The 23,064-nt window shown below is 73.9% G+C and carries 24 protein-coding genes and 1 pseudogene; 9 read left to right on the top strand and 16 right to left on the bottom strand.

The window, feature by feature from the left end; genetic code table 11:
- Window positions 1–25: 25 nt before the first annotated feature.
- A complete protein-coding gene (locus ACZ404_RS00985) occupies window positions 26–214 on the bottom strand; it encodes an antitoxin (protein WP_468435143.1) in 189 nt (62 codons plus the stop codon).
- Window positions 215–419: 205 nt separating this feature from the next.
- On the opposite strand from ACZ404_RS00985, the gene ACZ404_RS00980 reads away from it, so the two are divergent.
- Window positions 420–2,897, top strand: coding sequence for an ATP-dependent Clp protease ATP-binding subunit (locus tag ACZ404_RS00980; protein WP_468435142.1), 2,478 nt, complete (start codon window positions 420–422; stop codon window positions 2,895–2,897).
- A gap of 18 nt (window positions 2,898–2,915) precedes the next feature.
- Here the strand turns inward: ACZ404_RS00980 and ACZ404_RS00975 are convergent, their stop codons facing one another.
- On the bottom strand, window positions 2,916–3,134 hold the full coding sequence (locus ACZ404_RS00975) for a hypothetical protein (protein WP_468435141.1): 219 nt from the start codon (window positions 3,132–3,134) through the stop codon (window positions 2,916–2,918).
- Between the two features lie 122 nt (window positions 3,135–3,256).
- On the opposite strand from ACZ404_RS00975, the gene ACZ404_RS00970 reads away from it, so the two are divergent.
- Entirely contained in the window at window positions 3,257–3,748 is a 492-nt protein-coding gene (locus ACZ404_RS00970) for a phosphatase domain-containing protein (protein ID WP_468435140.1), read from the top strand.
- A 35-nt stretch (window positions 3,749–3,783) separates the two neighbouring features.
- Here the strand turns inward: ACZ404_RS00970 and ACZ404_RS00965 are convergent, their stop codons facing one another.
- On the bottom strand, window positions 3,784–4,008 hold the full coding sequence (locus tag ACZ404_RS00965) for a dodecin (protein ID WP_468435139.1): 225 nt from the start codon (window positions 4,006–4,008) through the stop codon (window positions 3,784–3,786).
- Window positions 4,009–4,224: 216 nt separating this feature from the next.
- Here ACZ404_RS00965 and ACZ404_RS00960 point away from each other — a divergent pair, with 216 nt between their 5' ends.
- A complete protein-coding gene (locus tag ACZ404_RS00960; RefSeq protein ID WP_468435138.1) occupies window positions 4,225–5,493 on the top strand; it encodes an extracellular solute-binding protein in 1,269 nt (422 codons plus the stop codon).
- A 1-nt stretch (window position 5,494) separates the two neighbouring features.
- Here ACZ404_RS00960 and egtD read toward each other — a convergent pair whose 3' ends face one another.
- From egtD to egtA, 4 genes are read right to left on the bottom strand one after another with little or no spacing between them, the layout of a single operon-like run.
- Window positions 5,495–6,457, bottom strand: coding sequence for an L-histidine N(alpha)-methyltransferase (gene egtD, locus ACZ404_RS00955; protein ID WP_468435137.1), 963 nt, complete (start codon window positions 6,455–6,457; stop codon window positions 5,495–5,497).
- A complete protein-coding gene (gene egtC / locus ACZ404_RS00950; RefSeq protein ID WP_468435136.1) occupies window positions 6,454–7,242 on the bottom strand; it encodes an ergothioneine biosynthesis protein EgtC in 789 nt (262 codons plus the stop codon). The genes egtD and egtC overlap by 4 nt, the downstream gene beginning before the upstream one ends.
- Window positions 7,242–8,576, bottom strand: coding sequence for an ergothioneine biosynthesis protein EgtB (gene egtB, locus ACZ404_RS00945; protein ID WP_468435135.1), 1,335 nt, complete (start codon window positions 8,574–8,576; stop codon window positions 7,242–7,244). The genes egtC and egtB overlap by 1 nt, the downstream gene beginning before the upstream one ends.
- Window positions 8,573–9,895 (bottom strand): ergothioneine biosynthesis glutamate--cysteine ligase EgtA, encoded by a 1,323-nt coding sequence (gene egtA, locus ACZ404_RS00940; protein ID WP_468435134.1) that lies wholly within the window; start codon window positions 9,893–9,895, stop codon window positions 8,573–8,575. The genes egtB and egtA overlap by 4 nt, the downstream gene beginning before the upstream one ends.
- A 274-nt stretch (window positions 9,896–10,169) precedes the next feature.
- Here egtA and ACZ404_RS00935 point away from each other — a divergent pair, with 274 nt between their 5' ends.
- Complete coding sequence (locus ACZ404_RS00935; protein WP_468435133.1) at window positions 10,170–11,069, top strand: TIGR02452 family protein; 900 nt, start codon at window positions 10,170–10,172, stop codon at window positions 11,067–11,069.
- Here the strand turns inward: ACZ404_RS00935 and ACZ404_RS00930 are convergent.
- Both ACZ404_RS00930 and ACZ404_RS00925 read right to left on the bottom strand, forming a co-directional pair.
- Window positions 11,032–11,478, bottom strand: a complete 447-nt coding sequence (locus tag ACZ404_RS00930; RefSeq protein ID WP_468435132.1) for a type II toxin-antitoxin system PemK/MazF family toxin — start codon at window positions 11,476–11,478, stop codon at window positions 11,032–11,034. The two genes, ACZ404_RS00935 and ACZ404_RS00930, sit on opposite strands and share 38 nt — an antisense overlap.
- Before the next feature lie 55 nt (window positions 11,479–11,533).
- Window positions 11,534–11,956, bottom strand: coding sequence for a cupin domain-containing protein (locus ACZ404_RS00925; RefSeq protein ID WP_468435131.1), 423 nt, complete (start codon window positions 11,954–11,956; stop codon window positions 11,534–11,536).
- A gap of 96 nt (window positions 11,957–12,052) precedes the next feature.
- On the opposite strand from ACZ404_RS00925, the gene ACZ404_RS00920 reads away from it, so the two are divergent.
- Both ACZ404_RS00920 and ACZ404_RS00915 read left to right on the top strand, forming a co-directional pair.
- Window positions 12,053–12,769, top strand: a complete 717-nt coding sequence (locus ACZ404_RS00920; protein WP_468435130.1) for a helix-turn-helix transcriptional regulator — start codon at window positions 12,053–12,055, stop codon at window positions 12,767–12,769.
- Entirely contained in the window at window positions 12,766–13,194 is a 429-nt protein-coding gene (locus tag ACZ404_RS00915) for a hypothetical protein (protein WP_468435129.1), read from the top strand. The genes ACZ404_RS00920 and ACZ404_RS00915 overlap by 4 nt, the downstream gene beginning before the upstream one ends.
- Before the next feature lie 71 nt (window positions 13,195–13,265).
- Here ACZ404_RS00915 and ACZ404_RS00910 read toward each other — a convergent pair whose 3' ends face one another.
- From ACZ404_RS00910 to ACZ404_RS00890, 5 genes are all read right to left on the bottom strand, one after another.
- Window positions 13,266–14,774, bottom strand: coding sequence for a flotillin family protein (locus ACZ404_RS00910; RefSeq protein WP_468435128.1), 1,509 nt, complete (start codon window positions 14,772–14,774; stop codon window positions 13,266–13,268).
- A 133-nt stretch (window positions 14,775–14,907) separates the two neighbouring features.
- Window positions 14,908–15,126 (bottom strand): hypothetical protein, encoded by a 219-nt coding sequence (locus ACZ404_RS00905; protein ID WP_468435127.1) that lies wholly within the window; start codon window positions 15,124–15,126, stop codon window positions 14,908–14,910.
- A gap of 26 nt (window positions 15,127–15,152) precedes the next feature.
- The gene (locus ACZ404_RS00900; protein WP_468435126.1) at window positions 15,153–16,577 is read right to left on the bottom strand and encodes an amidase; all 1,425 of its coding nucleotides are present in this window, start codon (window positions 16,575–16,577) and stop codon (window positions 15,153–15,155) included.
- A gap of 491 nt (window positions 16,578–17,068) precedes the next feature.
- Window positions 17,069–18,049, bottom strand: coding sequence for an alpha/beta hydrolase (locus ACZ404_RS00895; protein ID WP_468435125.1), 981 nt, complete (start codon window positions 18,047–18,049; stop codon window positions 17,069–17,071).
- Between the two features lie 237 nt (window positions 18,050–18,286).
- Entirely contained in the window at window positions 18,287–18,850 is a 564-nt protein-coding gene (locus tag ACZ404_RS00890) for an NAD(P)H-dependent oxidoreductase (RefSeq protein WP_468435124.1), read from the bottom strand.
- Window positions 18,851–18,962: 112 nt separating this feature from the next.
- On the opposite strand from ACZ404_RS00890, the gene ACZ404_RS00885 reads away from it, so the two are divergent.
- The gene (locus tag ACZ404_RS00885; protein WP_468435123.1) at window positions 18,963–19,643 is read left to right on the top strand and encodes a TetR/AcrR family transcriptional regulator; all 681 of its coding nucleotides are present in this window, start codon (window positions 18,963–18,965) and stop codon (window positions 19,641–19,643) included.
- Here ACZ404_RS00885 and ACZ404_RS00880 read toward each other — a convergent pair.
- Window positions 19,640–19,954: pseudogene (locus tag ACZ404_RS00880) on the bottom strand (FAD-dependent monooxygenase); the annotation flags it as partial. The gene ACZ404_RS00885 and the pseudogene ACZ404_RS00880 sit on opposite strands and share 4 nt — an antisense overlap.
- Window positions 19,955–20,030: 76 nt before the next feature.
- Between ACZ404_RS00880 and ACZ404_RS00875 the strand changes: the two are divergent.
- Window positions 20,031–21,077, top strand: coding sequence for a LacI family DNA-binding transcriptional regulator (locus tag ACZ404_RS00875; RefSeq protein WP_468435122.1), 1,047 nt, complete (start codon window positions 20,031–20,033; stop codon window positions 21,075–21,077).
- 27 nt (window positions 21,078–21,104) lie between these two features.
- Here the strand turns inward: ACZ404_RS00875 and trxA are convergent, their stop codons facing one another.
- The gene (trxA, locus tag ACZ404_RS00870; RefSeq protein ID WP_468435121.1) at window positions 21,105–21,479 is read right to left on the bottom strand and encodes a thioredoxin; all 375 of its coding nucleotides are present in this window, start codon (window positions 21,477–21,479) and stop codon (window positions 21,105–21,107) included.
- 142 nt (window positions 21,480–21,621) lie between these two features.
- Between trxA and ACZ404_RS00865 the strand changes: the two genes are divergently transcribed.
- A complete protein-coding gene (locus ACZ404_RS00865; protein WP_468435120.1) occupies window positions 21,622–23,052 on the top strand; it encodes a dihydrolipoyl dehydrogenase family protein in 1,431 nt (476 codons plus the stop codon).
- Window positions 23,053–23,064 lie beyond the last annotated feature (12 nt).

Genomic DNA, 23,064 nt, shown 5'->3' with positions numbered 1-23,064 from the left:
GGGCGATGGTGGTCCGCCCCGGTCCTCAGGACTGCGGGGGCCGGTCCTCAGGCCTGCCGAACTCGTCCCTCATCCTGTCCTGGGCGGTGTCGACCTGGGACTGGTACTTGTTGCCGGTCCGCTGGTCGATGTAGTCGCCGCCCTTGTCGACGCCCTTGTCGGCCATGTCCTCATGGCCCTTGAGCATGCCCTTGATCTTGTCCATGAAGGACATGGCAGCCCTCCTTGTTCGCTCGAGGCTTCCACCCCCAGCGTCACCGGCCCGGCCCGGGAGCGCATCTCGGGGCGCCCTCGTGCGGACCTGCGGCATATATGCGACTTTAAGGGACGCATGTCATTTATGGCATTAAAGGTATGGCGCTGAAAAGGTATGCCTGTCGTACGTCCGACGGCGTCCGCCGTCGCAGAAAGGGCCGCCCATGAACACCCCCGGTTTCGGTTTCGGTCGCAGCCCGTTCGAGGAGTTCGACGAGCTGATGTCCCGGTTCTTCGGCGCGGGCGGCCCGGCCGCCTCCGTCCGGCGCCCGCAGCGGGTCGACATCGGCAGTCTGCTGTCCGAGCGGGCCCGAGACCTGGTCGCCGAGGCCCGGGACATCGCCGCCGCCGAGGGCAGCGAGGAACTCGACGCCCGGCATCTGCTGGCCGCCGCCACCGGCAACGACTCCACCCGTCGCCTGCTCGCCGAGGCCGGCGCGGACCCCGACCGGATCCGCGAGCGCCTCGGCGTCCCCGCCGGCGCCGCCGAGAAGAGCGAGCCCAGCACACTCACCCCGGCCGCCAAGCGCGCCCTGCTCGACGCCTACCAGATCTCCCGGGCCGACGGCGCCTCGTACATCGGCCCAGGCCACCTGCTGCGCGCCCTCGCCGCGAACCCCGAGTCGGCCGCCGGGCAGGCGCTCGGCGACGGCGGCTGGGAGCCCGCCCGGCTGCCCGTCGAGGGCACGCCCGAGCGCAGGCGGCCGAGCAGCACGCCCACCGTCGACGAGTACGGCCGCGACCTCACCGAGGACGCCCGCAGCGGCAGGCTGGACCCGGTGATCGGCCGGGACGAGGAGGTCGAGCAGACCATCGAGGTCCTCTCCCGGCGCAGCAAGAACAACCCCGTGCTCATCGGCGACCCCGGCGTCGGCAAGACGGCCGTCGTCGAGGGCATCGCCCAGCGGATCGCCGCCGGCGACGTGCCGAGGACCATCGCCGGCAAGCGGCTGGTCTCCCTGGACCTGGCCGGCATGGTGGCCGGCACCAAGTACCGGGGCGAGTTCGAGGAACGGCTGAAGAAACTGCTGGACGAGGTCCACGAGCACGGCGACGAACTCCTGCTGTTCCTGGACGAGATGCACACCGTGGTCGGCGCCGGCGGGGGCGGCGAGGGTGCCATGGACGCCGGCAACATGCTCAAACCCGCTTTGGCCCGCGGCGAGTTGCACCTCATCGGCGCCACCACCGTCGACGAGTACCGCAGGCACATCGAGAAGGACGCCGCCCTGGAGCGCCGCTTCGCGCCCATCCTGGTCGGCGAGCCCGGCGTGGACGACACCATCGAGATCCTGCGCGGGCTGCGCGACCGGTACGAGGCCCACCACCAGGTCCGGATCACCGACGAGGCGGTCGTCGCCGCGGCCGAGTTGTCCGACCGGTACATCACCTCCCGCTTCCTGCCCGACAAGGCCATCGACCTGATGGACCAGGCCGCCGCCCGGGTACGGCTGCGCGCCAAGACCCCGCTCGCCGACGCCCGGGAGATCGAGGACCGCATCGCCGCCCTGAACCGGGAGAAGGACCAGGCGGTCGCCGACGAGGAGTACGAGCGCGCCAAGGACCTGCGCGACCGCGTCAGGGACGCGGAGGCCGAACTGGCGCAGGCCGGCCGGGCCGAGGACCGGGCGCCGAAGGTCACCGCCGAGGACATCGCCCAGGTCGTCTCGCGCACCACCGGCATCCCGGTGTCCCGGCTCACCGAGGAGGAGCGGGAACGGCTGCTGAAGCTGGAGGAGCACCTGCACGAGCGGGTCGTCGGCCAGGACGAGGCGATCACCGCCGTCGCCCGCGCGGTACGGCGCGCCCGGGCCGGCATGAGCGACCCGAACCGCCCCATCGGCAGCTTCCTCTTCCTCGGCCCGACCGGCGTCGGCAAGACCGAACTGGCCCGCGCGCTGGCCGCCGCCCTGTTCGGCGACGAGGGGCGCATGATCCGCCTCGACATGAGCGAGTTCCAGGAGCGGCACACCGTCTCCCGGCTGGTCGGCGCCCCGCCCGGATACGTCGGCCACGAGGAGGCCGGCCGGCTCACCGAGGCGGTGCGCAGGCAGCCGTACGCCGTGCTGCTGCTGGACGAGGTGGAGAAGGCGCACCCCGACGTCCTCAACACCCTGCTGCAGCTCCTGGACGACGGCCGGCTCACCGACGCCCAGGGGCGCACCGTCGACTTCAAGAACACCGTGGTGATCATGACGTCGAACATCGGCGCCGACCGCATCCTGGCCGCCGGAACCGAGGACTGCGCCAAGGTCCGCGAATCGGTCGTGCCGGTGCTGCACGACCATTTCCGGCCCGAGTTCCTCAACCGCATCGACGAGATCATCGTCTTCCGCGGCCTGGACCGCGGCCGGCTGCGCCGGATCGTGGACCTGCTGCTGGAGCACACCCGGCGCCGGCTGCACGCGCAGGACGTCTCCCTGGAGGTCACCGACGCCGCCGCCGATGTGCTCGCCGACCTCGGCCACCAGCCGGACTTCGGCGCCCGCCCGCTGCGCCGCACCATCCAGCGCGAGGTGGACGACCGCCTCGCCGACCTGCTCCTGTCCGGCGGGCTGGGCCCCGGCGAGCGGGCGGTGGTGGACGCGGCGGACGGGACGGTCGTCGTCCGCGCCGGCCGGCCGGCCGGCGTGGAGGGCTGAGGAGGCGGGCCCTCGCTGTCAGCCGAACAGGTTCCGCACCCGGATGGTCTCGACGCGCCGCCAGGTGCCGTCGGGCAGCAGGATCCAGTCGCCGGACGCGCCGCGAGCCCGCAGCCGGCTCGAGCCGGGCGCCGGCCGCGCGGCCCGCTGCCGGGCCTTGCGCGTCGTCGGCAGCGGGGCGCCGCAGCGGGCGCTGTCGGCCCGCCGGTCGCCACGGGTGCGCTTGCGCCTGCTCATCGTCCCTCCATCCCGGAAACCGTCGCTCCACCGGCCACATCTTCGAGGTACCCATCCAGCCGGCGCCGAACGGTACCGGCGGCTCGGTCCCGACCTGGTGCCGGGGTGGCTAGGGTGGGCGGGTGGCAGACACCCATGAGCGCCCGGTCGCCGTGTTCGACCTCGACAACACCCTGGCCGACACCGCGCACCGCCAGCACTTCCTGGAGGGGCGGCCGCGGAACTGGGACGCGTTCTTCGCGGCCGCGCCCGAGGATCCGCCGCTCGCCGAGGGGGTGGCGCTGGCCCGGGCACAGGCGGCCGAGTGCGAGATCGTGTATCTCACCGGGCGGCCCGAGCGGTGCCGGCGCGACACGGTGGACTGGCTCGCCGCCCACGGTCTGCCCCAGGGGCGGATCCACATGCGGGGCAACGCCGACCGCAGGCCGGCCCGGTTCACCAAGCTGGAGATCCTGCGCCGGCTCGCCCGCAACCGTGAGATCCGGGTTCTCGTCGACGACGACGAGCTCGTGTGCGACGACGCCGAGCGCGCCGGATTCACCGTCGTACGCGCCCGCTGGGCCGAGCGCTCCGCGGCTCTCGAGGACGCCCAGGAACACGAGGGGCGCACCTGATCCCGCCGGTGTTCCGCCCGTCGGCGCCCCGACCTCTAGGCGCCCTCGTCGGTGTCCTCGATGCGGAAGCCCACCTTCAGGCCCACCTGGTAGTGCTCGATCCGCCCCTCCTCGATCTGGCCGCGGACCTGGGTCACCTCGAACCAGTCGAGGTTGCGCAGGGTCTGGCCGGCGCGTGCGATGCCGTTGCGGATGGCCTGGTCGACGCCCTCGTGCGAGGTGCCGACGATCTCGGTGACCCGGTAGGTGTGGTTCGTCATGCGAGTGCTCCTCTCCGGACACACGTCACGGCTCACTCCACGGTGCCCCATCCCCGGCCGGCGCGCGAGGCGTCGGGTCCGTACCCCCGGTAGCGCTTGACCTTCGCATTGGTCCATACCAAAATCCAGCACACCCGTGCGAACGCCTGCGTTCGTCCCCCCACGTCGGGCCCCCTTCCCTGTCCGCACCGCAAGGCCAGACAGAACAGGACCCTCGTGAGACCTCGTCCGCTCGCTCTTCTCTGCGCGACCGCCTGCATGACCGGCTCCCTCGTCAGCGGCTGCGGCCTCCTGCCCGGTGGCCACGACCGGCACACCGTCACCGTGTGGCTGATGAAGGACAGCGCCTCCCGGGACTTCCTGCGCCGCTTCACCGCGGACTTCGAACGCACCCACCCGGACCTGCGCCTCGACATCCGCATCCAGCAGTGGACCGGCATCGTGGACAAGGTCCGCGCGGCGCTCCGCAGCGACGCCGAGGACGCCCCGGACGTCATCGAGGTGGGCAACACCCAGGTCCCGCTGTACGTCGAGGACGGCCGGCTCGCCGACCTGACACTGGAGTCGATGCGCGACTGGGGCAAGGAGCACTGGCTGCGCGGCCTCGCCGAGCCGGGCAGGGACGGCACCAAGCAGTACGGCGTGCCCTGGTACGCCGCCAGCCGGGTCGTCATCTACCGCAAGGACCTCTTCGCCGGCGCCGGCATCACCGAGCCGCCGAAGACCCGTGCCCAGTGGCTCGCGGACACCGCGAAGCTCAACTCCGGCGGGCGCCAGGGCATCTACCTCGCCGGACAGGACTGGTACACCCTCGCCGGCTTCGTCTGGGACGAGGGCGGCGAGCTCGCCCGGCAGCGGGACTACGCGTGGAAGGGCGCCCTGGACACCCCGGCCGCCCTGCGCGGAATGGCCTTCTACCGGCAGCTCCAGGCGCTCGGCGACGGGCCCGTGGCCGCCGACGAGGAACACCCGCCGCAGGCCGGGGTGTTCGCGGGCGGCAAGGTGGCGCAGATCATCGCCGTACCCGGCCTCGCCGAGTCGATCGTGCAGCGCAACCCCGGGCTCAAGGGCAAGCTCGGCTTCTTCCCGGTGCCGGGCCGGACCGCCGCGCGCCCCGGTACCGTCTTCACCGGCGGCTCCGACCTCGTCGTTCCGCAGAACACCGACGACCAGTTCGCCGCGACCGCCGTCGTCGGTGCGCTCGCCGGGGCCAAGTGGGACACCGAGCTGGCCCGCACCATGAACTACGTGCCCAACAAGACCACCCTGGCCGGCGCGGTCGCGGGTGAGGAGGGGGTCGCCGCCATGGCGGCGGGCGCCGCGCACGGCCGGGCGACCCCCAGCACCCCCGAGTGGGCCGCCGTCGAGGCCGACAACCCGATCAAGGGCTACATGACCCGGGTGCTGCGCGGCGCGGACCCGCTCACCGAGGCGCGCCGCGCCAGCCGGAGGATCACCGAGGAACTCACCCCGAACCTGGGATGACTCACCGCGCCCTGCTGAGCGACAGCGCGAACCGGCCCTCGGCGTCCGTCCACCAGTGGGTCAACTCCAACCCGGCGGCGTCCAGTTCGCCGGTCACGCCCTCCTTGCGGAACTTCGCCGACACCTCGGTGCGCAGCTCCTCGCCCGCCGCGAAGTCCACGGCGAGGTCCAGCGCGGGCACCTTGACGGTCTGCGCGGCACGGGAGCGCAGCCGCATCTCGATCCACTCCTCCCGCGCGTCCCACAGCGCCACATGGTCGAAGGCGTCGAGGTCGAAGTCGGCGCCCAGCTCCCGGTCGACGACGGCCAGGACGTTCTTGTTGAACGCGGCCGTCACTCCGGCCGCGTCGTCGTACGCCCGGACCAGCACCCGCTCGTCCTTGACCAGGTCCGTGCCCAGCAGCAGGCTGTCACCCGGCGCCAGCAGGCCGCGCACCGACGTCAGGAACTTCGCCCGCTCCTCGGGCAGCAGGTTGCCGATCGTGCCGCCGAGGAAGGCCAGCAGCCGGGGCCCGGGCGTCTCGGGCAGCGTCAGCGGGGCGGTGAAGTCGGCGATCAGCGCGTGCACCGCGAGGCCCGGCCGCTCCGCGATGAGCGCCTCGCCGGCCTGGGTGAGGGCGCTCTCGCTGACGTCGACCGGGACGTACGCCTCCAGCGAGGTGAGCGCGTCGATCAGGTAACGGGTCTTCTCCGAGGAGCCGGAGCCCAGTTCGACCAGGGTGCGGGCCCCGCTCGCGGCGGCGATCTCACCGCTGCGAGTGGCGAGGATCTCGCGCTCGGCGCGCGTCGGGTAGTACTCGGGCAACTCGGTGATCTGCTCGAACAGCTCACTGCCGCGCGCGTCGTAGAACCACTTCGGCGGCAGCCACTTGGGGGTGACGGTGAGGCCGTGCAGGACGTCGGCACGCAGCGCTGCGTCCGTGGCGTCCTCGGGGAGGGTGCGGGTGACGTGCAGGGGACTCACGTGCAGGGCTCCTTCGGTGGTACGGCAGGTACGTCCGCCGGGTCCGCCAGCGGGGCGAGCAGCACGCCGGCGCGGCTCGCGGTGAGGACGGTGCGGTCGGGGGCCTCCTGCCAGAGCGGATCGTCGTCGTACGGCTCGGAGGCGACGACCGTGGCCAGACCGGGCTCGGTGCGGTACCAGAGGGTGTCGCCCCAGGCGGTGGCGGTGATCGTGGCACCGTCGGTCAGCAGCAGGTTGAGGCGGGAGGCGGGGGCCGCGCGGGCCATCAGGCGCACCGTGTCACCGAGGGCCTGCTCCGGCTCGTCGCCCGAGCGCAGCCGGTGCAGGACCAGCGCCCACACGAACGCCGAGTCGGTGCGCGCCTGCAGCGACAGCATCTCGACCGGGGGCAGCGCGGACACCAGGGGCGCCGCCGAGTCCGGCCAGCCCCCGATCGCGCCGTTGTGGCTGAACAGCCACCGCCCGGCGGCGAAGGGCGCCGCCGCGGCCTCGGCGTCCGCACCCGCGAGCGTCGCGTCGCGCACCGCGGCGAGCACGGCACCCGAGCGCACCACCCGGGCCAGGTCGGCGAAGGACAAGTCCGCCCAGATCGGCCCGGCCCGCCGGTAGCGGGCCGGTGCCGGGTCGTCGGGGGCGTACCAGCCCACCCCGAAACCGTCGGCGTTCACCGTTCCGTACCGCTGGCGGCGGGGCGCCCACGACTGGCGGAACAGGCTGTGCTCGGGTTCCACCAGGACCTGGCCCAGCGGCGCCTGCGGCCCCAGGTAGGCGAGGTGGCGGCACATCAGACGGCCTCCGAGCGGGCGGTGCGGAACCCGGAGAAGATCTGCCGGCGGATCGGGTGGTCCCAGTTGCGGAAGGTGCCCCGGCAGGCCACCGGGTCCACCGCGAACGAACCGCCGCGCAGCACCTTGTAGTCGGAGCCGAAGAACACCTCCGAGTACTCCTTGTACGGGAACGCGGTGAACCCCGGGTAGGGCAGGAAGTCGCTCGCCGTCCACTCCCACACGTCCCCGATCAGCTGCCGGACGCCGAGCGGCGAGGCACCGGCCGGGTAGCTGCCGGCGGTGGCCGGACGCAGATGCCGCTGACCCAGGTTGGCGTGCTCGGGCGCAGGGTCGGCGTCGCCCCACGGGTACCGGGTCGAGCGGCCGGTGGCCGGGTCGTACCGGGCGGCCTTCTCCCACTCGGCCTCGGAGGGCAGCCGGCGCCCGGCCCAGCGGGCGTAGGCGTCCGCCTCGTACCAGCACACGTGCAGCACCGGCTCCTCGGGCGGCACCGCCTCGGTGATCCCGAAGCGGCGCCGCAGCCACTGGCCGCCGTCCCGCCGCCAGAACAGCGGCGCGGTCAGCCCGTGCCGCCGGACGTGCGCCCAGCCCTCCGGCGTCCACCAGCGCTCGGTGCCGTAACCGCCGTCCTCGATGAACGCCTGGTACGCCGCGTTCGTCACCGGCGTCGTGTCGATCCAGAACGGCGCCACGTCCACCGGGTGCGCCGGGCGTTCGTTGTCCAGCGCCCACGGCTCACCGGAGGTGCCCATGGTGAACGCGCCGCCGGGGACGAGGACTTCGGCCGGACCGGTGAACAGGGGCGCCGGTTCCGGGTCGGGTGCGGTCAGGGCCTGCGGGCCCCGGCGCAGCTGATGGGTGATCAGCATCGTCTCGTCGTGCTGCTGTTCGTGCTGGGCGATCATCCCGAAGGCGAACCCCGCCTCGGTCAGCCGGGTGCCGTGGAAGTCGGCCGTCTCCAGCAGGTCCAGCGCACGTCCGCGCACCTCGGCCGCGTAGCGGCGGGCCTCGGCGGGCGGCAGCAGCGGCAGCGAGGGCCGCTCGGCACGCGGATGCTCGAAGGCGTCGTACAGGCTGTCTATCTCCGGCCGCATCGCCTCCCGGCCGCCGACCGCCCGCAGCAGCCACTGCTCCTCCTGGTTGCCGATGTGCGCGAGGTCCCACACCAGCGGCGACATCAGTGGGGAGTGCTGCGCGGTGAGGTCCGTCTCCTCCACGCACGTCGTCAGCAGGGTGGTGCGCTCGCGGGCGGTGGTGAGGGAGGCCAGCGCCCGGTCGCGCAGGGACTCGGTGTCGCTCATGGTCTCGGTGTCGGTCTCCGGGGCGGTCATGTGGGGATGTCCTTCCTCCCGTGGGCGCGCAGCGGCGTGCCGTCCACGCGGTCGAGCAGGTCGAGCAGATCGTCGGCCGGGCAGCGGCCGCGCAGGACGTGGCGGTCCCGGTACGCGGCCACGGCGCCCACCACCGCGGGCGTCGCGCCGAGCCGGGGCAGGGCCTCCAGCGCCGCCGCGAAGCAGGCCTCGGCCACCTCCCGCAACTCGGGATCGGCGAGCCCGTGCCGCGCCGCGTCGATCCACAGCGGGTTGTGCGGGGCGGGCAGCTTCAGGGCCCGCTCGGCGAGCGGCTGCACCGCCCGGTACGCGGACTCCGCGCCCTCCGGGTCGTCGAACAGCGCGGTCGTCACCGCCAGCGGCACGATCCAGCCGTCGTCGCCGGGCTGCGCGTCGATCATGCGCAGTTCCAGATGACCGCGCGGCCGGACCGGCGGGAACAGGGTGGTCAGGTGGTAGTCGAGATCCGCCCGGCTGGGCGGCCGGGGCACGCGCGAGCGGGTCCACTCCCGGAAGGTCAGGCCCTCCGGCACGTCCCAGGGGCCGCCGTCGCGGCGCACGCACATCACCGGCGCGTCCAGCACGTGCCGGGCCCAGGCGGCGCGCGGCTCGCCGCCCGGCGGGGGAGCGCCCGCCCGGCCGGCGCCGATCTCCGTCCACAGCAGCTGCCGGGTGGACTTCCAGCCCGTGGGCCGTCCGTCCACCAGCGGGGAGTTCGCGAACGCGGCCACCAGGACGGCGCCCAGGTGGTGCGCCAGCCACCAGCGCCGTTCGTGCCCCAGCGGGCCCGGCTCCTCGTGTCCGGCGTCCAGGCAGACCTGGACGGAGGCCGAGGTGCACATCATGTGCCGGCCGGCCGTGCCGGTGCGATCGAGACAGGCCTCCATGGCGTCGTAGCGCGGTTCGCGCAGGAACCGGCGCGGCCTGTGCCAGGGATCGTGGCCGACACCGACGAGTCCCAGGCCGTCCTCGGCGAGGACGGCGCGGACGGTGTCCAGGTCGGCGGAGACGATGCCGACGCACTCCATCAGGGAGGCGGCGGGCGGCGAACTCAGCTCCAGCTGGCCGCCGGGTTCCACGGTGAGCGGCGAGCACAGCGGCACGGTGCGCAGTGCCGCGTAGGCCGCTTCGAGTCGTTCGGGTGTCACGGGGAGCTGCGGCCGGCGCAGCTCGTGGACGAGCCATTCCACCTCGACCCCGACGGTGCGGGGCGGCCCTGTCTTGAAGCAGATGCCCCGGACCAGGGCCTCCACCTCGGCCTCGGTGACGGCGGTGCGGTGCTCCGTACAGTCGCCACCATCACTATGTGAGTCGGACATGTCGGGATCCTCCTGAGATTCCACCATGTCACCGGCCCGGCCATTCGGTGAGCCGGGGCGGCACTCGTCCCACCCAAGACCCTCGGGCGGGTTCGCACAAGAGTGCCCAGCGGGACGTTCCGGATCGGTCACCTCCGTTTTCTCGAGCGTTTCCGGCCTCTTCGGACCCGGGAAACTCCGTTGCACCGCATACCAGGATCGCCCAGGATGCGTGCATGAGCACGACGGGGGAGACCGCGCGGGCCGCGGTCGTGGCGCCCACGGGGGTGGCGCCATGAGCGCGCGCCTGCGCGGGATCGCCGCGCAGACCGAGGAGATCGTGGCGGCGGGCGCGTACCGCGCGCCGGACGGCCGGACGGTGTCGCTGGACGCCGCTCTCGGCGTCGCCCGGGCGGGCACGCGGATGTACGGCCCGGGGCCGGTGCCCTTGCCGTCGCCCTCGGAGGCCGAACCCGTCACCGCGGGCACCGTGATCGAGGTGACGGGCGAGAGCAGCCTGGAGGCCGCCCGCCGGCTCGTCGGCGCCGTTCCGGTCGCCGTGCTGAACTTCGCCTCGGCCCGCAATCCCGGCGGGGGCTACCTCAACGGCGCGCAGGCCCAGGAGGAGGCGCTGTGCCGCGCCTCCGCGCTGTACACCTGCCTGCTCGAGGCCCGCGGCTTCTACGACCACCACCGCGCCCACCGGGACCCGTTCTACTCCGACCGGGTGATCCACAGCCCGGCCGTGCCGGTCTTCCGCGACGACAAGGGTGCTCTGCTGCCGCGGCCGTATCCCGTGGGCTTCCTGACGGCGGCCGCACCCAACGCGGGCGTCGTCCGGCGTACCGCGCCCGAGCGCGCCGCCGGACTGCCGGCCGCCCTCTCCCGGCGGGCCGAGCGCGTCCTGGAGACCGCCGCCGCCCAGGGCTACCGCCGGCTGGTGCTCGGCGCCTGGGGCTGCGGCGTCTTCCAGAACGACCCGGCGCAGGTCGCGGGCGCCTTCCGGGGCCTTCTCGGACCCGGCGGACGGTTCGCGGACAGGTTCGAGCACGTGGTGTTCGGCGTCCTGGACCGCACCCGGGACGCGGCGACCCGGGAGGCCTTCGTACGGGCGTTCCCGGCGTGCGGGCCGACGGTCCCGGGCGGAGCCGCTGCTGTCAGGTCCAGCCGTAGCGCTCGTGGAGGCGCTGCCTGACGAGGTTGAACCGCATGCGGTCCAGCGCGCACGCCTCCCGGCGCATGCCCTCCTCGTGCAGGCGCAGCACGCGGTCGACGTCCACCCAGGAGTCACGCCCCGACCGGTCCCAGGGCCCGCTGCCGATGGCGACCCACTCCCGGTCGCCGTCGTGCCGCTTGCTGGAGAGCTGGACGGCGAGGAAGGTACCCGCCGCCTCGCGGGCGACGACCAGCACCGGCCGGTCCTTGCCCCGGCCGTCGTTCTCCTCGAACGGCACCCAGGTCCACACGATCTCACCCGGGTCCGGGTCGCCGTCGTGGGCGGGGGAATACTCGGTGCGCACCCGGCCGACCTCGTGCGGGTCGGCCTCGGTGGTGGCGTGGCGGCCGGAGCGGCCGGGGACATGTCCATCGGTGACTGTGCTCACGCAGGCACCCTAGTGGTCCCCTCCGGACGTGCAACGGGCGCCCGGCCGGTGCCGGTTACGCCGGTGAGACCTCGGCTTGCGAGCGGATCTGCATGCCGGGGCGGCGGCGGTGCACGGTCAGGTACGCCAGGCCGGACTCCCCGGCGGCGATGCTGCGCGTGGAGCCGTGCGGCAGCCACAGCAGGGTGCCCTCGGTGAGCGCCACCGGCTCCTGCGCCGCGCCCTTGCCGAGCACGCCGTCCCCGGAGATCACCAGCAACAGCACGTCCAGCAGCGGCTCCGTGTGGGTCGCGATGCGTCCGCCCGGGGCCAGCCGGATCACGTTGGCGTCCAGCTGGCGCCCGCTCTCGGCCAGCTTCCACAGCGCGCCGGCCGGCACCGGCGGTGCCTCGGCCAGCGCCCGGGTGTCGCACAGGACGCGCGGATCGGGGCCCGCCGGCTCGGCCGGCCCGGTGCCGCTCGCGGACGACGACGTCATGGGGTGCCCCTCGTTCCTCGGCTTCTCCTGCCCACCCTACAATTACTACAAAGGGAAACGGTGAAAAATACGCCCAGGTGAAAGGGGTGATCCGGCATGACCACGCGGGAGAGTTCGCGCCGCCAGGAGGTCCTGGACGTGCTGCGGGCCGCCCCCGAGCCGCTCGGGGTCGCCGAGACGGCCGAGCGGCTGGGCGTCCACCCCAACACCGTCCGCTTCCACCTGGACGCCCTGGTGGCCGACGGCCGCGTCGAGCGCAGCCTCGCCGCCCCCTCGGGGCCCGGCCGGCCACGCACCGTGCACAGCGCGCGCCGCGGGATGGACCGCGGCGGCACCCGCGGCTACCAGATGCTGGCGCGCATGCTGCTCAGCCGGTGGGCATCCGCCGACCCGGCCGAGGCGCGTGCGGAGGCCGAGGAGGCCGGCCGCGCCTGGGGCCGCTTCCTGGTGGACCCGCTGCCGCCGTCCGCACCGCCGACGCCCGAGCGCTCCGCGGACCGGCTCGTCGCCCTCCTGGACGACCTGGGCTTCTCTCCCGCCCCCGAGGGCGCGGACCCGGCGGGCGGAGCTCCGCGCCGGATCCGGCTGCGGCACTGCCCCTTCCTGGAACTCGCCGAGGAACACGGCGCGCTGGTCTGCCCGCTGCACCTCGGCCTGATGCGCGGCGCGCTGGACGCGCTCGACGCGCCGCTGACGGCCACCGCCCTGGAGCCGTTCGCCGAACCCGACTCCTGCCTGGCCCACCTCGCCGGGACGCCCGCCCCTTCCCCGACCGCCGCCGCACCGGGCGGCACAGAAAGGCAGCCCCGATGAACCCGACGTCGGCCGCCACCGCGAGCGCGCTCATCTTCGTCTGGCTCGGAATGGTGCTGGCGATCTCCTTCCTGGAGGCGCCGCTGAAGTTCCGCGCGCCGGGCGTGACCATACCCATCGGGCTGGGCATCGGGCGGCTGGTGTTCCGCGCGCTGAACGCGGTCGAGGCCGCCCTGGCCGCCGTCGTGATCGTCGCCGTCGCCGTGGGCGGCCCGTCGACCGGGATCACCGGGCTGACCGCGGCCGTCGCCCTGCTGCTCGCCGCCCAGCTCGCCGTCGTCCGCCCCCGGCTCAACCGCAGGTCGGACCGCGTCCTCGCCGGCGAGGACCTGCCCCGCTCCCGCGGCCACCTGTGGTACGTGGCGCTGGAACTCGTCAAGGTCGTGGCCCTGATCGCCCTCGGAATCGGCCTGCTCACGGCCTGAGCCGCGCCCACACCGACGCCGGGCGGCCGGGTCCCTGGCGCGGGACACCGGCCGCCCGGCGCGTCGGCCGCTCAGGCCTCCGGCTCCACCGGCACCTTCTGCGACGGCGGCTGCGGCGGCGGTGTCACCGCACCGTTCAGCGACGGCGCGGTGCCGTTCGCCGGCCGGCCGTCCTGGCCGTTCGGGTTCATCGAGGCGAGCAGTTGCCGGGCGAGACCGAGACCGGTGCCGCCCATGGTGAGCGCCTTGGCGAACAACTCGGCCATGCCGTCGGCACCGTTGAGCAGCACCATGTTGTCGACGTTGCCGAAGGCCGACGCACCGGCCCGTACGATCTCCGGCCAGTTCTCTGCGAGTTGCTGCGCGACGACCGCCTCCTGGTTCTCGGCCAGGGCGGCGGCCCGGGCCTTGATGGCCTCCGCCTCGGCGAGACCCCGCGCCTTGGTCGCCTCGGCCTCGGCCAGACCCCTGGCCTGCGCGGCCGCCGCCTCCGCCTCACCGGTGGCCCGGGTCGCCGCCGCCGTGGCCGTACCCCGGGTCTTGGTCGCCTCGGCCTCGGCGCCCGCGGCCGTCTTGACCCGGGTCGCCTCCGCCGCCGCGGCCAGCTCCGTCTCCTTCGCCTTCGCCTGGGCCGCCGAGATCCGGGCGTCGCGCTCGGCCTCGGCCAGCGTGCGCTTCTCGTAGGCCTTGGCGTCGGCCGGCTTGCGCACGTCCGCCTGGAGCTGCTGTTCCCTGCGGTTCGCCTCCAGTTCGGCGACCCGGGTCTCCTGGACGACGACCTCCTGCCGGGCCGCGGCGTCGGCGAGCGGACCGGCCTGGCGCGCCTTGGCCGCCGCCTTGTCGCGCTCGGCCTGGTAGCCGGCCTGCAGGATCTCACTGTCCCGGGTGGCCTCCGCCATCCGCGCGAACGACTGCTGTTCGGCCTCGGTGGCGAGCCGGTTGGCCTCCGCCTGCGCGATGCGCGCGTCCCGCTGGACGGCCGCCGCGTGCGGCATCGCCAGATTCTGGATGTACCCGGTCGGGTCCTCGATCTCGTGGATCTGCAGCGAGTCGACGATCAGGCCGAGCTTCTCCATCTCCGTACCGCAGGCCGCCCGGGTCTGCCCGGTCAGCTTCTCCCGGTCCCGGATCATGTCCTCCACCGTCAACCCGCCCACGATGGAGCGCAGATGACCGGCGAAGACGTTGTGCACCCGCTCCGACATCAGCTTCTGCTGGTCCAGGAAACGCCGGGCCGCGTTCGCGATCGACACGAAGTCGTCGCCCACCTTGAAGATGACCACGCCCCGCACCTTCAGCGGGATGCCCTGCTGGGTCACGCAGTCCACGTGCAGCTCGGTCTCGTTCAGGTCGAGGGACAGCTTGCGCACCGCCTGCACGCCGGGCAGCACCAGGGTGCCGCGCCCGGTGACGATGCGGAAGCCCATGCCCTCCTCCAGGCCCTCGGTGCGGTGCTTGGACCCGGAGATGATGAGCGCCTCATTGGGCTCGGCGACGCGCCACATCGCCTTGAAGAGACCGATCAGTATCAGGAGGGCAACGACGACCGCCCCCGCAACGACGCCGACAACCATCGGCATACGCCCCCTTTGGATGGTGCCCTCTCGGCACCGAACGAAGGGAGTGTGCGCCTGCGCGGACCGGCTCGGAAGAGTGCGGCGAATCCTTGTTGCAATCTTGACGCACACGCCCCTCACCTGGGGCGGAGCATGCTCAACTGTCGTACGCGGCGGTCACGTGGACCGTCCTCGGCGGCAGGTGTTCCACCACCATCACCACCGTTCCCCGCTCGATGCGGGAGGTGCCGTCGGCGGCGTAGGCGAGGAAGTGCTCCGCGCCGCCGCGCACCCGGACGATCACCTCGCCGACCAGCCCGGGCCCGATCGTCCCCGTCACCCGTCCCACGAGCCCGACCATCGACGCATCGTCCATGGCCACAGGGTACGGGCCGAACGCGCTCAGGCCGCCCGGGAGTTCGCGTCCTTCTGCTGCGGCGGCCACAGTTCGTGCCAGCGCAGCTCCGCCTCCAGCTGGGCGGCGAGCGAGACCAGCAGCGGCTCGCTGTGCGCGGGGCCGAGGAGTTGGGCGCCCACGGGGAGGCCGTCGCCGACGAAGCCGGCGGGCACGTTGACGCCGGGCCAGCCGAGGACGTTCCAGGGCCAGGCGTACGGGCACGCGGCGATCATCGCGCGGTCGGTGGCCAGTCCGCGCAGCCGGTACAGGGCGCCGATCGCGGGCGGGGGAGCGGCCGTCGTCGGAGCGAGGATCACGTCGTACGAGGTGAAGAACGCGCCGATGCGCCGGTGCAGCACCGCCTCGGCGCGCCGCGCCGCCCGCAGCGGGGCGCCGCCGAGCAGCCGTCCGAGCCGGGCCGCGTCCCGGGTGCGCGGGTCGAGCAGCGCCGGGTCGGGAGCTTCCCGGACCCACTCGGCGATCCCCGCGGTGGCGCGCGGGACGAAGGTCAGCCCGATCCGGCCGTAGGGCGGATCCGCCTCCTCCACGCTGTGCCCCAACCCGGCGAGCCTCTCGGCGAGTTCGAGCACCCGGCCCCGGACCTCCGGCCGCAGCCGCGCGGGTACGGCCGTGAAGGGCGGCTTCAGCGACAGGGCGACGCGCAGCCGGCCGGGGTCGCGGCCGGCCGCCTCCGCGACCGTGAGCGCCGGCGGGCGGTGCGGGTCCCGGTCGTGGTTGCCGCTCGCCGCGTCCAGCAGCAGGGCCGCGTCGGCGACCGTGCGGGCCAGCGTGCCGTTGACGGTGATGCCCTGGAACGACTCGCCGCGCGGCCAGGTGGAGATGCGGCCGCGCTGCGGCTTGATGCCGACGAGATGCGTCCAGGAGGCCGGGATGCGCACCGAACCGGCGCCGTCCGACCCGAGCGCGGCGGGGACCAGGCCGGCGGCCACGGCGGCGGCCGAGCCCCCGGAGGAGCCGCCGGGGGTGTGGCCGGTGTGCCACGGGTTGCGGGTCTCGCCGAAGGCCGGCCCCTCGGTGAACGGCCACTGCCCCAGCTCACAGGTGTTGGTCTTGCCGACGACGACGGCACCGGCCGCACGCAGCCGCCGTACCGCCTCGCCGTCCTGCGCGACCGGCGGGAAGTCGCCCCGGCAGCCGAACGCGGTGGGCTCCCCGGCGACGTCCATGTCGTCCTTCACCGCCACCGGCACCCCGAGCAGCGGACGCCGTCCGCCTGCGGCCAACTCCCGGTCGGCGGCGTCCGCTTCGGCGAGCGCGGCCTCGGCGCGCACCACCCGGAAGGCGTTCAGGGTCGGCTGGGTGGCCTCGATCCGGGCCAGCGCCTGCTCCACCAGGGTGCGGGAGGTCACCTCGCCGTCGGCGAGCGCACGGGCGGACTCCGCGAGGCCTGCGGCACGGTCGGGCGTCATGACGGGAGCACCTCCGGGAGCGCGATGTCTACCGAACGGTAACCTCTGGGCGGCCGGTGCCGTACGGGTTTCGTGCATCTCCCTGGGGGCTGCGGGTCGAATTCCTCAGCGTGAGGGCGAGTCGGAGACGGAACCGCCCCTGCGGGGTGCGCACCGGCCGGCCCGGCAGGTGCTCGGCGTGGGCGAGGCGGTCCCGGAGGGTGGAGGTGGTGCACACCTGCAGGGTCCCAGCATCCAGGGGGCGTCCACAGCGGCCGCCTCCAGCGCCCGCACGTCCGGGTGCGGCTCCGCCTCTCGTATGACGAGATCGGCCGGCAGCGCGATCCAACCCAGCTCATCGGCGTGCACGACCGCGCCCCCCCCGGATCCCGATCCCCACCCTCGGCCGTGAACCGCAGGGCATGCCGGGCGGCGGCCCAGGAGCGGGGGAGTTCGAGAACAGCCGGCAACTCCCGGCCCGTCAGGAAGCCGCCCTCGACGGGAGTCGGTCGTCACCGTGCCAGCAGTCGGCGCAGCCAGTCCAGGTGGGCCGCGCGGGCCGACTGGGACAGGGCCGCCTGCGGGGCGAAACCGTCGAAGCCGTGGAAGCCGCCCGGCCAGACGTGGAGCTCGGCCACGCCCCCCGCCTGCCAGATGCGCGAGGCGTAGTCGACGACCTCGTCCCGGAAGGTCTCCGCCGAGCCGACGTCGAGGAAGGCCGGGGGAAGGCCGGACAGGTCGGTCGCGCGGGCCGGGGCGGCGTAGGGGGAGACGTCGGGCCCGCCGCGCCGCTCGCCGAGCAGCGCCGTCCAGCCGGTCTCGTTGGCGGTGCGGTCCCAGACGCCGACCCCGGCCATCTGGTGGCTGGAGAACGTCTCGTTGCGGTCGTCCAGCATCGGGTACATCAGGAGCTGGCCGATGACCGGTGGTCCCTGGCGGTCCCGCAGGAGCAGGGCGAGGGCGGCGGTGAGGCCTCCGCCCGCGCTGGCGCCCGCGATGACGATCCGGTCCGGGTCGCCGCCGATCTCCTTGGCGTGCTCGGCGGTCCACAGCAGGCCGGCGTACACGTCGTCGACGGGCGCCGGGTGCGGGTGCTCGGGCGCGAGACGGTACTCGACCGACACGACGACCGCGCCGACGTCGCGCGCCCAGGCCAGCGCGACGTCCACGCCGGCGCGGTTGTTGCCGAGGACCATGCCGCCGCCGTGCACGTGGTAGATCACCGGCAGCAGGGCGGCGGGGTCGGTGAACGTGGGGCGGCAGACGAGGAGGGAGACGTCGGGGGCGCCCTCGGGCCCCGGCACCGTACGGTCCTCCGCCTCGAAGGCGCCGTCCAGGGTGACGTCGACCAGGCCGAGCAGCTCGATGCCCTCGCCCGACCGGGCGGTGGGGATGTCGTCCGGGGTGAGCCCGGGCGAGATCACGTCCTTGACCAGCTCCAGCGCGGCGGCGAGTTCCGGGTCGAACGGGGGCGGGGTCGGGACCGGGGGCATGATGTCTCCTCACATGCGGTGCGGCTCGTACGGCCATGATCCGCGTACCCCCACACGCAGGGATGCCGACAGACGGCGCAAGCTCCCCGCCGTACGGCGGGTGCCCGGCGCGACACCGCACCGCATCGCACCGGGCCTCGAGAGGCGTGGCCGGTCACGCGAGGGCCGGCCACGCGAGGCTCGGCGACACGCGAAAGGGGCCGGAAACTCCGGCCCCTTCCCGCAGTCGGCGACGGCTCAGGCGGCCGCGGCCTCGCCCACGTTGCCGTGCAGACGGGCGACGACCTCGGTGAGCTGGGCGGCGACCTCGGCGTCGTCGACCGGGTGGGTCTCGGCGAAGCGGGTCACGGAGCCGGGGATGGACAGCTTGATGTCCTCGATCACCTTGCCGCCGGCGATGCCCACGGCCTTGCGGGTGTCGTCCTGCGCCCACACGCCGCCGTACTGGCCGAAGGCGGTGCCGACCACGGCGACGGGCTTGCCTGCGAAGGCGCCGGCGCCGTACGGGCGGGACAGCCAGTCGATGGCGTTCTTCAGGACGGCCGGGATGGTGCCGTTGTACTCGGGGGAGAAGAGCAGGAAGGCGTCGGCGGCCTGGGCGGCCTCCCGCAGCCGGGCGGCTGCGGCCGGGACGCTGCCCGCGACGTCGATGTCCTCGTTGTAGAAGGGCACCTCGGCCAGGCCGTCGAAGAGGACGACCTCGGCACCCTCGGGGGCGAGCTTGACGGCCGCCTCGGCGAGCTGGCGGTTGTGCGAACCGGCGCGGAGGCTGCCGACGAGCGCGAGGATACGGACAGACATGGGTGTACTCCAAGAGGCCTGAAACAAAGCGGTTACGATCCGGACCGGGGTCCGTTTTGGCTCCCAGCACGTTGTATCAGGCTAAGCGGACCGGGGTCCAGTTTTGTTCCCGATGCTTTACGCTGTCTTCATGTCCAGCGCCCTGCCGCCCTTCCCCTCACCCCAGGAGCCCCTGAACCCGCCTCGGCTGCTGGAGGTGGAGTCGGGCCCCGTCGAGCCGTGCCTGCGCGCCGACGCGGCCCGCAACCGGGCCCGGCTGCTGGAGGCCGCCGCGCGGCTCATCGCCGAGCACGGGGTGGCCGGCGTCACGATGGAGGCCGTGGCCGCGGCGGCCCAGGTCGGCAAGGGCACCGTGTTCCGCCGCTTCGGCGACCGCACCGGCCTGCTCATGGCGCTGCTCGACCACTCCGACCGGCAGCTGCAGGCCGACTTCATGGGCGGGCCCCCGCCGCTGGGCCCGGGCGCGCCGCCCCTGGAGCGGCTGCGGGCGTTCGGTGTCGCGGTGCTCTACCGCTCGGCCGAGCAGCTGGAGCTGCAGCTGGCCGCCCAGCCGGAGCCGACCCGCCGGTTCTCCCATCCCGCGTACCAGGCGCGGCGCACGCACATCACGGTGCTGCTGCGGCAGCTCCTGCCCGGCGCCGACTGCGACCTGCTGTCCCACACGCTGATGGCGTATCTCGACCCCGGCCTGATCCACCACCTCACCCGGCAGTGCGGGATGCCCATGGAGCGCGTGGAGACCGGCTGGACCGACCTCGTGGCCCGCACGACGGGCACGCAGCCGCCGCGCTAGGCCGGCTGCCCGGTCGACGTGAACATGTTGACCAGCCCCTGCGGTGCGTCGGGACGAAACAGCATCGCGCCGCTGCGCGCGGACTCCGTCGCCAGCGCCAGGCCCAGTTCGGCGCCGTCGAGCAGCGCGAGGTCGGCGCCCTCGCCGGGGAACGGCGACATCAGGTGCGCGGCGTCGCCGAGCAGCGTCACGCCGGGCACCCGGGGCCGGCGGTGGCCGGCCGGCAGGGCGTGGATGCGGCGCGGCACCAGCGGGCCGTCGGCGTCCTTCACCAGCGCCGTCAGGCTCTCGTGCCGGCCGTCGAACTCCTGGCGCCTGTGATCCGAGCTTCGTTCAGTGATGAACCACGTTCCCCCGCCCGCCCCCGCCCCCGGCCCCTCTGCCAAGATGCGGTCTGTCATGGTGCAGATACCGAACACGCCCCCGTCCCCGGCGCCCGCACCGCACTCGGTTCCCACGAGTGCCGACGTGGCCCGGCTGGCCGGCGTCTCGCGCGCGACCGTCTCCTACGTCCTCAACAACACCAGCGCCGTACGGATCAGTGAGCCGACCCGCCGCCGGGTCCAGGAGGCCGCTCAGGAGCTGGGGTACGTGCCCCACGCGGCCGCCCGCTCCCTGCGTGCCGGACACAGCCGCATGGTCCTGATGCCCGCCCCGTCGATCCCGGTGGGCCCCCTGTACAGCCAGTTCCTGAACGAGCTGCAGTCGGCCCTCGGCCGGCTCGACTACACCGTCGTGCAGTACGGCAGCGTCGGTCTGCGCGGCGACGAAGCCGCCCGTGCCTGGGCGGAGTTGCGGCCGGTCGCCGTCCTGGTGCCCGGCGGGGACATCGGTCCGCGGGGCGTGGCGGTGCTCAAGCGGGCCGGCGCCCGTGCGGTGGTGACCCTCGCCCCCGAGCGCGTCGAGGGCGCGCACGCCCTGCTCATGGACCACAGCACCGTCGGCCACTGCGCCGGCGACCACCTGTACGCCCGCGGCCGGCGCCGCATCGGGGTGGTCGTCCCGGAGGAACCCGGCCTGGAGGCGTTCTCCCGGCCCCGGCTCGCGGGCGTGCGCCGGGCCCTGCACGGCACGGACGCGGCGGTGACCGAGCTGCCGCTTGCGTACACCGAACACGCGGCGGCCCAACTAGCCGCCCGGTGGCGCGAGTTGGGCCTGGACGCGGTGTTCGCCTACAACGACGAGTACGCGATGCTGCTGATGTGCGCCCTGCAGGACGAGGGCGTCCGCATCCCGCAGGACGTGGCCGTGGTCGGGGCCGACGACCTCATGCTTGGCCGGCTGCTGCGGCCCCGGCTCAGCACCGTCCACATCCGGCTGCCCTCGGGCCGCGATCTCGCCGAGCTGGTCGACCGCGCGGTGCGCGCCCCCGGAGGCGAGAGCGAGGTGCGCGAGGTGCTGGGCGCCTCGCTCGTGCACCGCGGGTCGAGCTGACGGCGCGCGGCCGGCCGGCGGCGGCCGCTACTGGCCGTTGCTCTCCTGGGCGGCGATGCTCTTGCGGACCTCGTCCATGTCCAGCCTGCGCGCCTGGCCGATGACGTCCGCGAGGGCGGCCTCGGGCAGGGCGCCCGGCTGGGCGAAGACCGCAACCTGGTCCCGGACGATCATCAGCGTGGGGATCGACTGGATGCCGAAGGCCTGCGCCAGCTCGGGCTGGGCCTCGGTGTCCACCTTCCCGAACACCATGTCCGGGTTGTCCTGCGCCGCCTTCTCGTAGACCGGAGCGAACTGACGGCACGGACCGCACCAGGACGCCCAGAAGTCGATGAGCACGAACTCGTTCCCGGTGACCGTCTCGTCGAAGTTCTCCTTGGTCAGCTCCACAGTGCTGCTCATGGCGTGATTCCCTCTTCCTGGTGTGGGGGTTGTGCCGACGGCGCCAACGCGATGACCCGGTCGCCTATTCCGTACGCGCACGGTCGTGTCCCGCGCGCGTACCCATGTGGCCGACGCGCCAACCACCCACCAGACTGACCCCATGACGGAAACGGAATCCATCGCGTACGACGTCGTGGTGCTCGGAGCCGGACCCGTGGGGGAGAACGTCGCCGACCGCACCCGCGCGGCCGGCCTCACCACCGCGGTCGTGGAGAGCGAGCTGGTCGGGGGCGAGTGCTCGTACTGGGCCTGCATGCCCAGCAAGGCGCTGCTCAGGCCGGTCATCGCCCAGGCGGACGCCCGCCGCCTGCCCGGACTGGCCCGGGCCGTCCAGGGCCCCCTCGACACCCCGGCCGTGCTCGCCCGCCGGGACGACTACACCTCGCACTGGGAGGACGACGGCCAGGTCGCCTGGCTGGACGGCATCGGAGCCGACCTCCACCGGGGCCAGGGGCGCCTCGCCGGCCCCCGTACGGTCACCGTGACCGCTGCCGACGGCACGGTCACCACGCTCACCGCCCGGCACGCCGTCGCCGTCGCCACCGGCACCCGCGCCCAGCTCCCCGACCTGCCCGGGCTCGCCGAGGTCAGGCCCTGGACCAGCCGTGAGGCGACCAGCGGCAAGGCGGCCCCCGGACGGCTGATCGTCGTGGGCGGCGGTGTCGTCGCCACCGAGATGGCCACCGCCTGGCAGGCCCTCGGCTCCCGGGTCACCCTGCTGGTGCGCGGCAAGGGCCTGCTGAACCGCATGGAGCCGTTCGCCGGGGAACTGGTCGCCGAGGCCCTCACCGAGGCGGGCGTGGACGTGCGCACCGGCACCTCCCTCGAGTCCGTCACCCGGGAGAACGGCACCGTGGTCGCCGTCACCTCCGCCGGAGACCGGGTCGAGGGCGACGAGATCCTCTTCGCCACCGGCCGCGTCCCGCACACCGACGACATCGGCCTGGACACCGTCGGCCTGGAGCCCGGCTCGTGGCTCAGCGTCGACGACAGTCTCCGCGTCACCGGCACCGACTGGCTCTACGCGGTGGGCGACGTCAACCACCGGGCACTCCTCACCCACCAGGGCAAGTACCAGGCACGCATCGCGGGCGCCGCCATCGCCGCACGGGCGGCCGGTGACACCCCGCTGGAGGAACCCTGGGGCGCGCACGCCGCCACCGCCGACCACGACGCCGTACCCCAGGTCGTCTTCACCGACCCCGAGGCCGCCGCCGTCGGCCTCTCCCTCGCCGAGGCCGAACAGGCCGGCCACCGGGTCCGCGCCGTCGACGTCGAGTTCTCCTCGGTCGCGGGCGCCGGACTGTACGGCGACGGCTACAAGGGCCGCGCGCGCATGGTGGTCGACCTGGAGGAGGAGATCCTGCGCGGCGTCACCTTCGTCGGCCCCGGCGTCGGCGAGCTGATCCACTCCGCGACCGTCGCGGTCGTCGGCCGGGTCCCGGTCGACCGCCTGTGGCACGCGGTCCCGTCGTACCCGACCCTCAGCGAGGTGTGGCTGCGGCTGCTGGAGGCCTACCGCGACAACTGACCCCGACGGCCC

It is taken from the genome of Streptomyces sp. NPDC030798 (genome assembly GCF_055572275.1).
Note: the sequence above shows the minus strand (reverse complement) of the source record. Positions and strands in the feature narration are given on the sequence as shown.

Excerpts from the sequence above, each read along its gene's own strand:
- ACZ404_RS00985 (WP_468435143.1), bottom strand. The coding sequence starts at position 214 with ATGTCCTTCATGGACAAGATCAAGGGCATGCTCAAGGGCCATGAGGAC.
- ACZ404_RS00980 (WP_468435142.1), top strand. The coding sequence starts at position 420 with ATGAACACCCCCGGTTTCGGTTTCGGTCGCAGCCCGTTCGAGGAGTTC.
- ACZ404_RS00975 (WP_468435141.1), bottom strand. The coding sequence starts at position 3,134 with ATGAGCAGGCGCAAGCGCACCCGTGGCGACCGGCGGGCCGACAGCGCC.
- ACZ404_RS00965 (WP_468435139.1), bottom strand. The coding sequence starts at position 4,008 with ATGACGAACCACACCTACCGGGTCACCGAGATCGTCGGCACCTCGCAC.
- egtC (WP_468435136.1), bottom strand. The coding sequence starts at position 7,242 with ATGTGCCGCCACCTCGCCTACCTGGGGCCGCAGGCGCCGCTGGGCCAG.
- egtB (WP_468435135.1), bottom strand. The coding sequence starts at position 8,576 with ATGACCGCCCCGGAGACCGACACCGAGACCATGAGCGACACCGAGTCC.
- egtA (WP_468435134.1), bottom strand. The coding sequence starts at position 9,895 with ATGTCCGACTCACATAGTGATGGTGGCGACTGTACGGAGCACCGCACC.
- ACZ404_RS00935 (WP_468435133.1), top strand. The coding sequence starts at position 10,170 with ATGAGCGCGCGCCTGCGCGGGATCGCCGCGCAGACCGAGGAGATCGTG.
- ACZ404_RS00925 (WP_468435131.1), bottom strand. The coding sequence starts at position 11,956 with ATGACGTCGTCGTCCGCGAGCGGCACCGGGCCGGCCGAGCCGGCGGGC.
- ACZ404_RS00920 (WP_468435130.1), top strand. The coding sequence starts at position 12,053 with ATGACCACGCGGGAGAGTTCGCGCCGCCAGGAGGTCCTGGACGTGCTG.
- ACZ404_RS00915 (WP_468435129.1), top strand. The coding sequence starts at position 12,766 with ATGAACCCGACGTCGGCCGCCACCGCGAGCGCGCTCATCTTCGTCTGG.
- ACZ404_RS00910 (WP_468435128.1), bottom strand. The coding sequence starts at position 14,774 with ATGCCGATGGTTGTCGGCGTCGTTGCGGGGGCGGTCGTCGTTGCCCTC.
- ACZ404_RS00905 (WP_468435127.1), bottom strand. The coding sequence starts at position 15,126 with ATGGACGATGCGTCGATGGTCGGGCTCGTGGGACGGGTGACGGGGACG.
- ACZ404_RS00900 (WP_468435126.1), bottom strand. The coding sequence starts at position 16,577 with ATGACGCCCGACCGTGCCGCAGGCCTCGCGGAGTCCGCCCGTGCGCTC.
- ACZ404_RS00895 (WP_468435125.1), bottom strand. The coding sequence starts at position 18,049 with ATGCCCCCGGTCCCGACCCCGCCCCCGTTCGACCCGGAACTCGCCGCC.
- ACZ404_RS00890 (WP_468435124.1), bottom strand. The coding sequence starts at position 18,850 with ATGTCTGTCCGTATCCTCGCGCTCGTCGGCAGCCTCCGCGCCGGTTCG.
- ACZ404_RS00885 (WP_468435123.1), top strand. The coding sequence starts at position 18,963 with ATGCTTTACGCTGTCTTCATGTCCAGCGCCCTGCCGCCCTTCCCCTCA.
- ACZ404_RS00875 (WP_468435122.1), top strand. The coding sequence starts at position 20,031 with ATGCGGTCTGTCATGGTGCAGATACCGAACACGCCCCCGTCCCCGGCG.
- trxA (WP_468435121.1), bottom strand. The coding sequence starts at position 21,479 with ATGAGCAGCACTGTGGAGCTGACCAAGGAGAACTTCGACGAGACGGTC.
- ACZ404_RS00865 (WP_468435120.1), top strand. The coding sequence starts at position 21,622 with ATGACGGAAACGGAATCCATCGCGTACGACGTCGTGGTGCTCGGAGCC.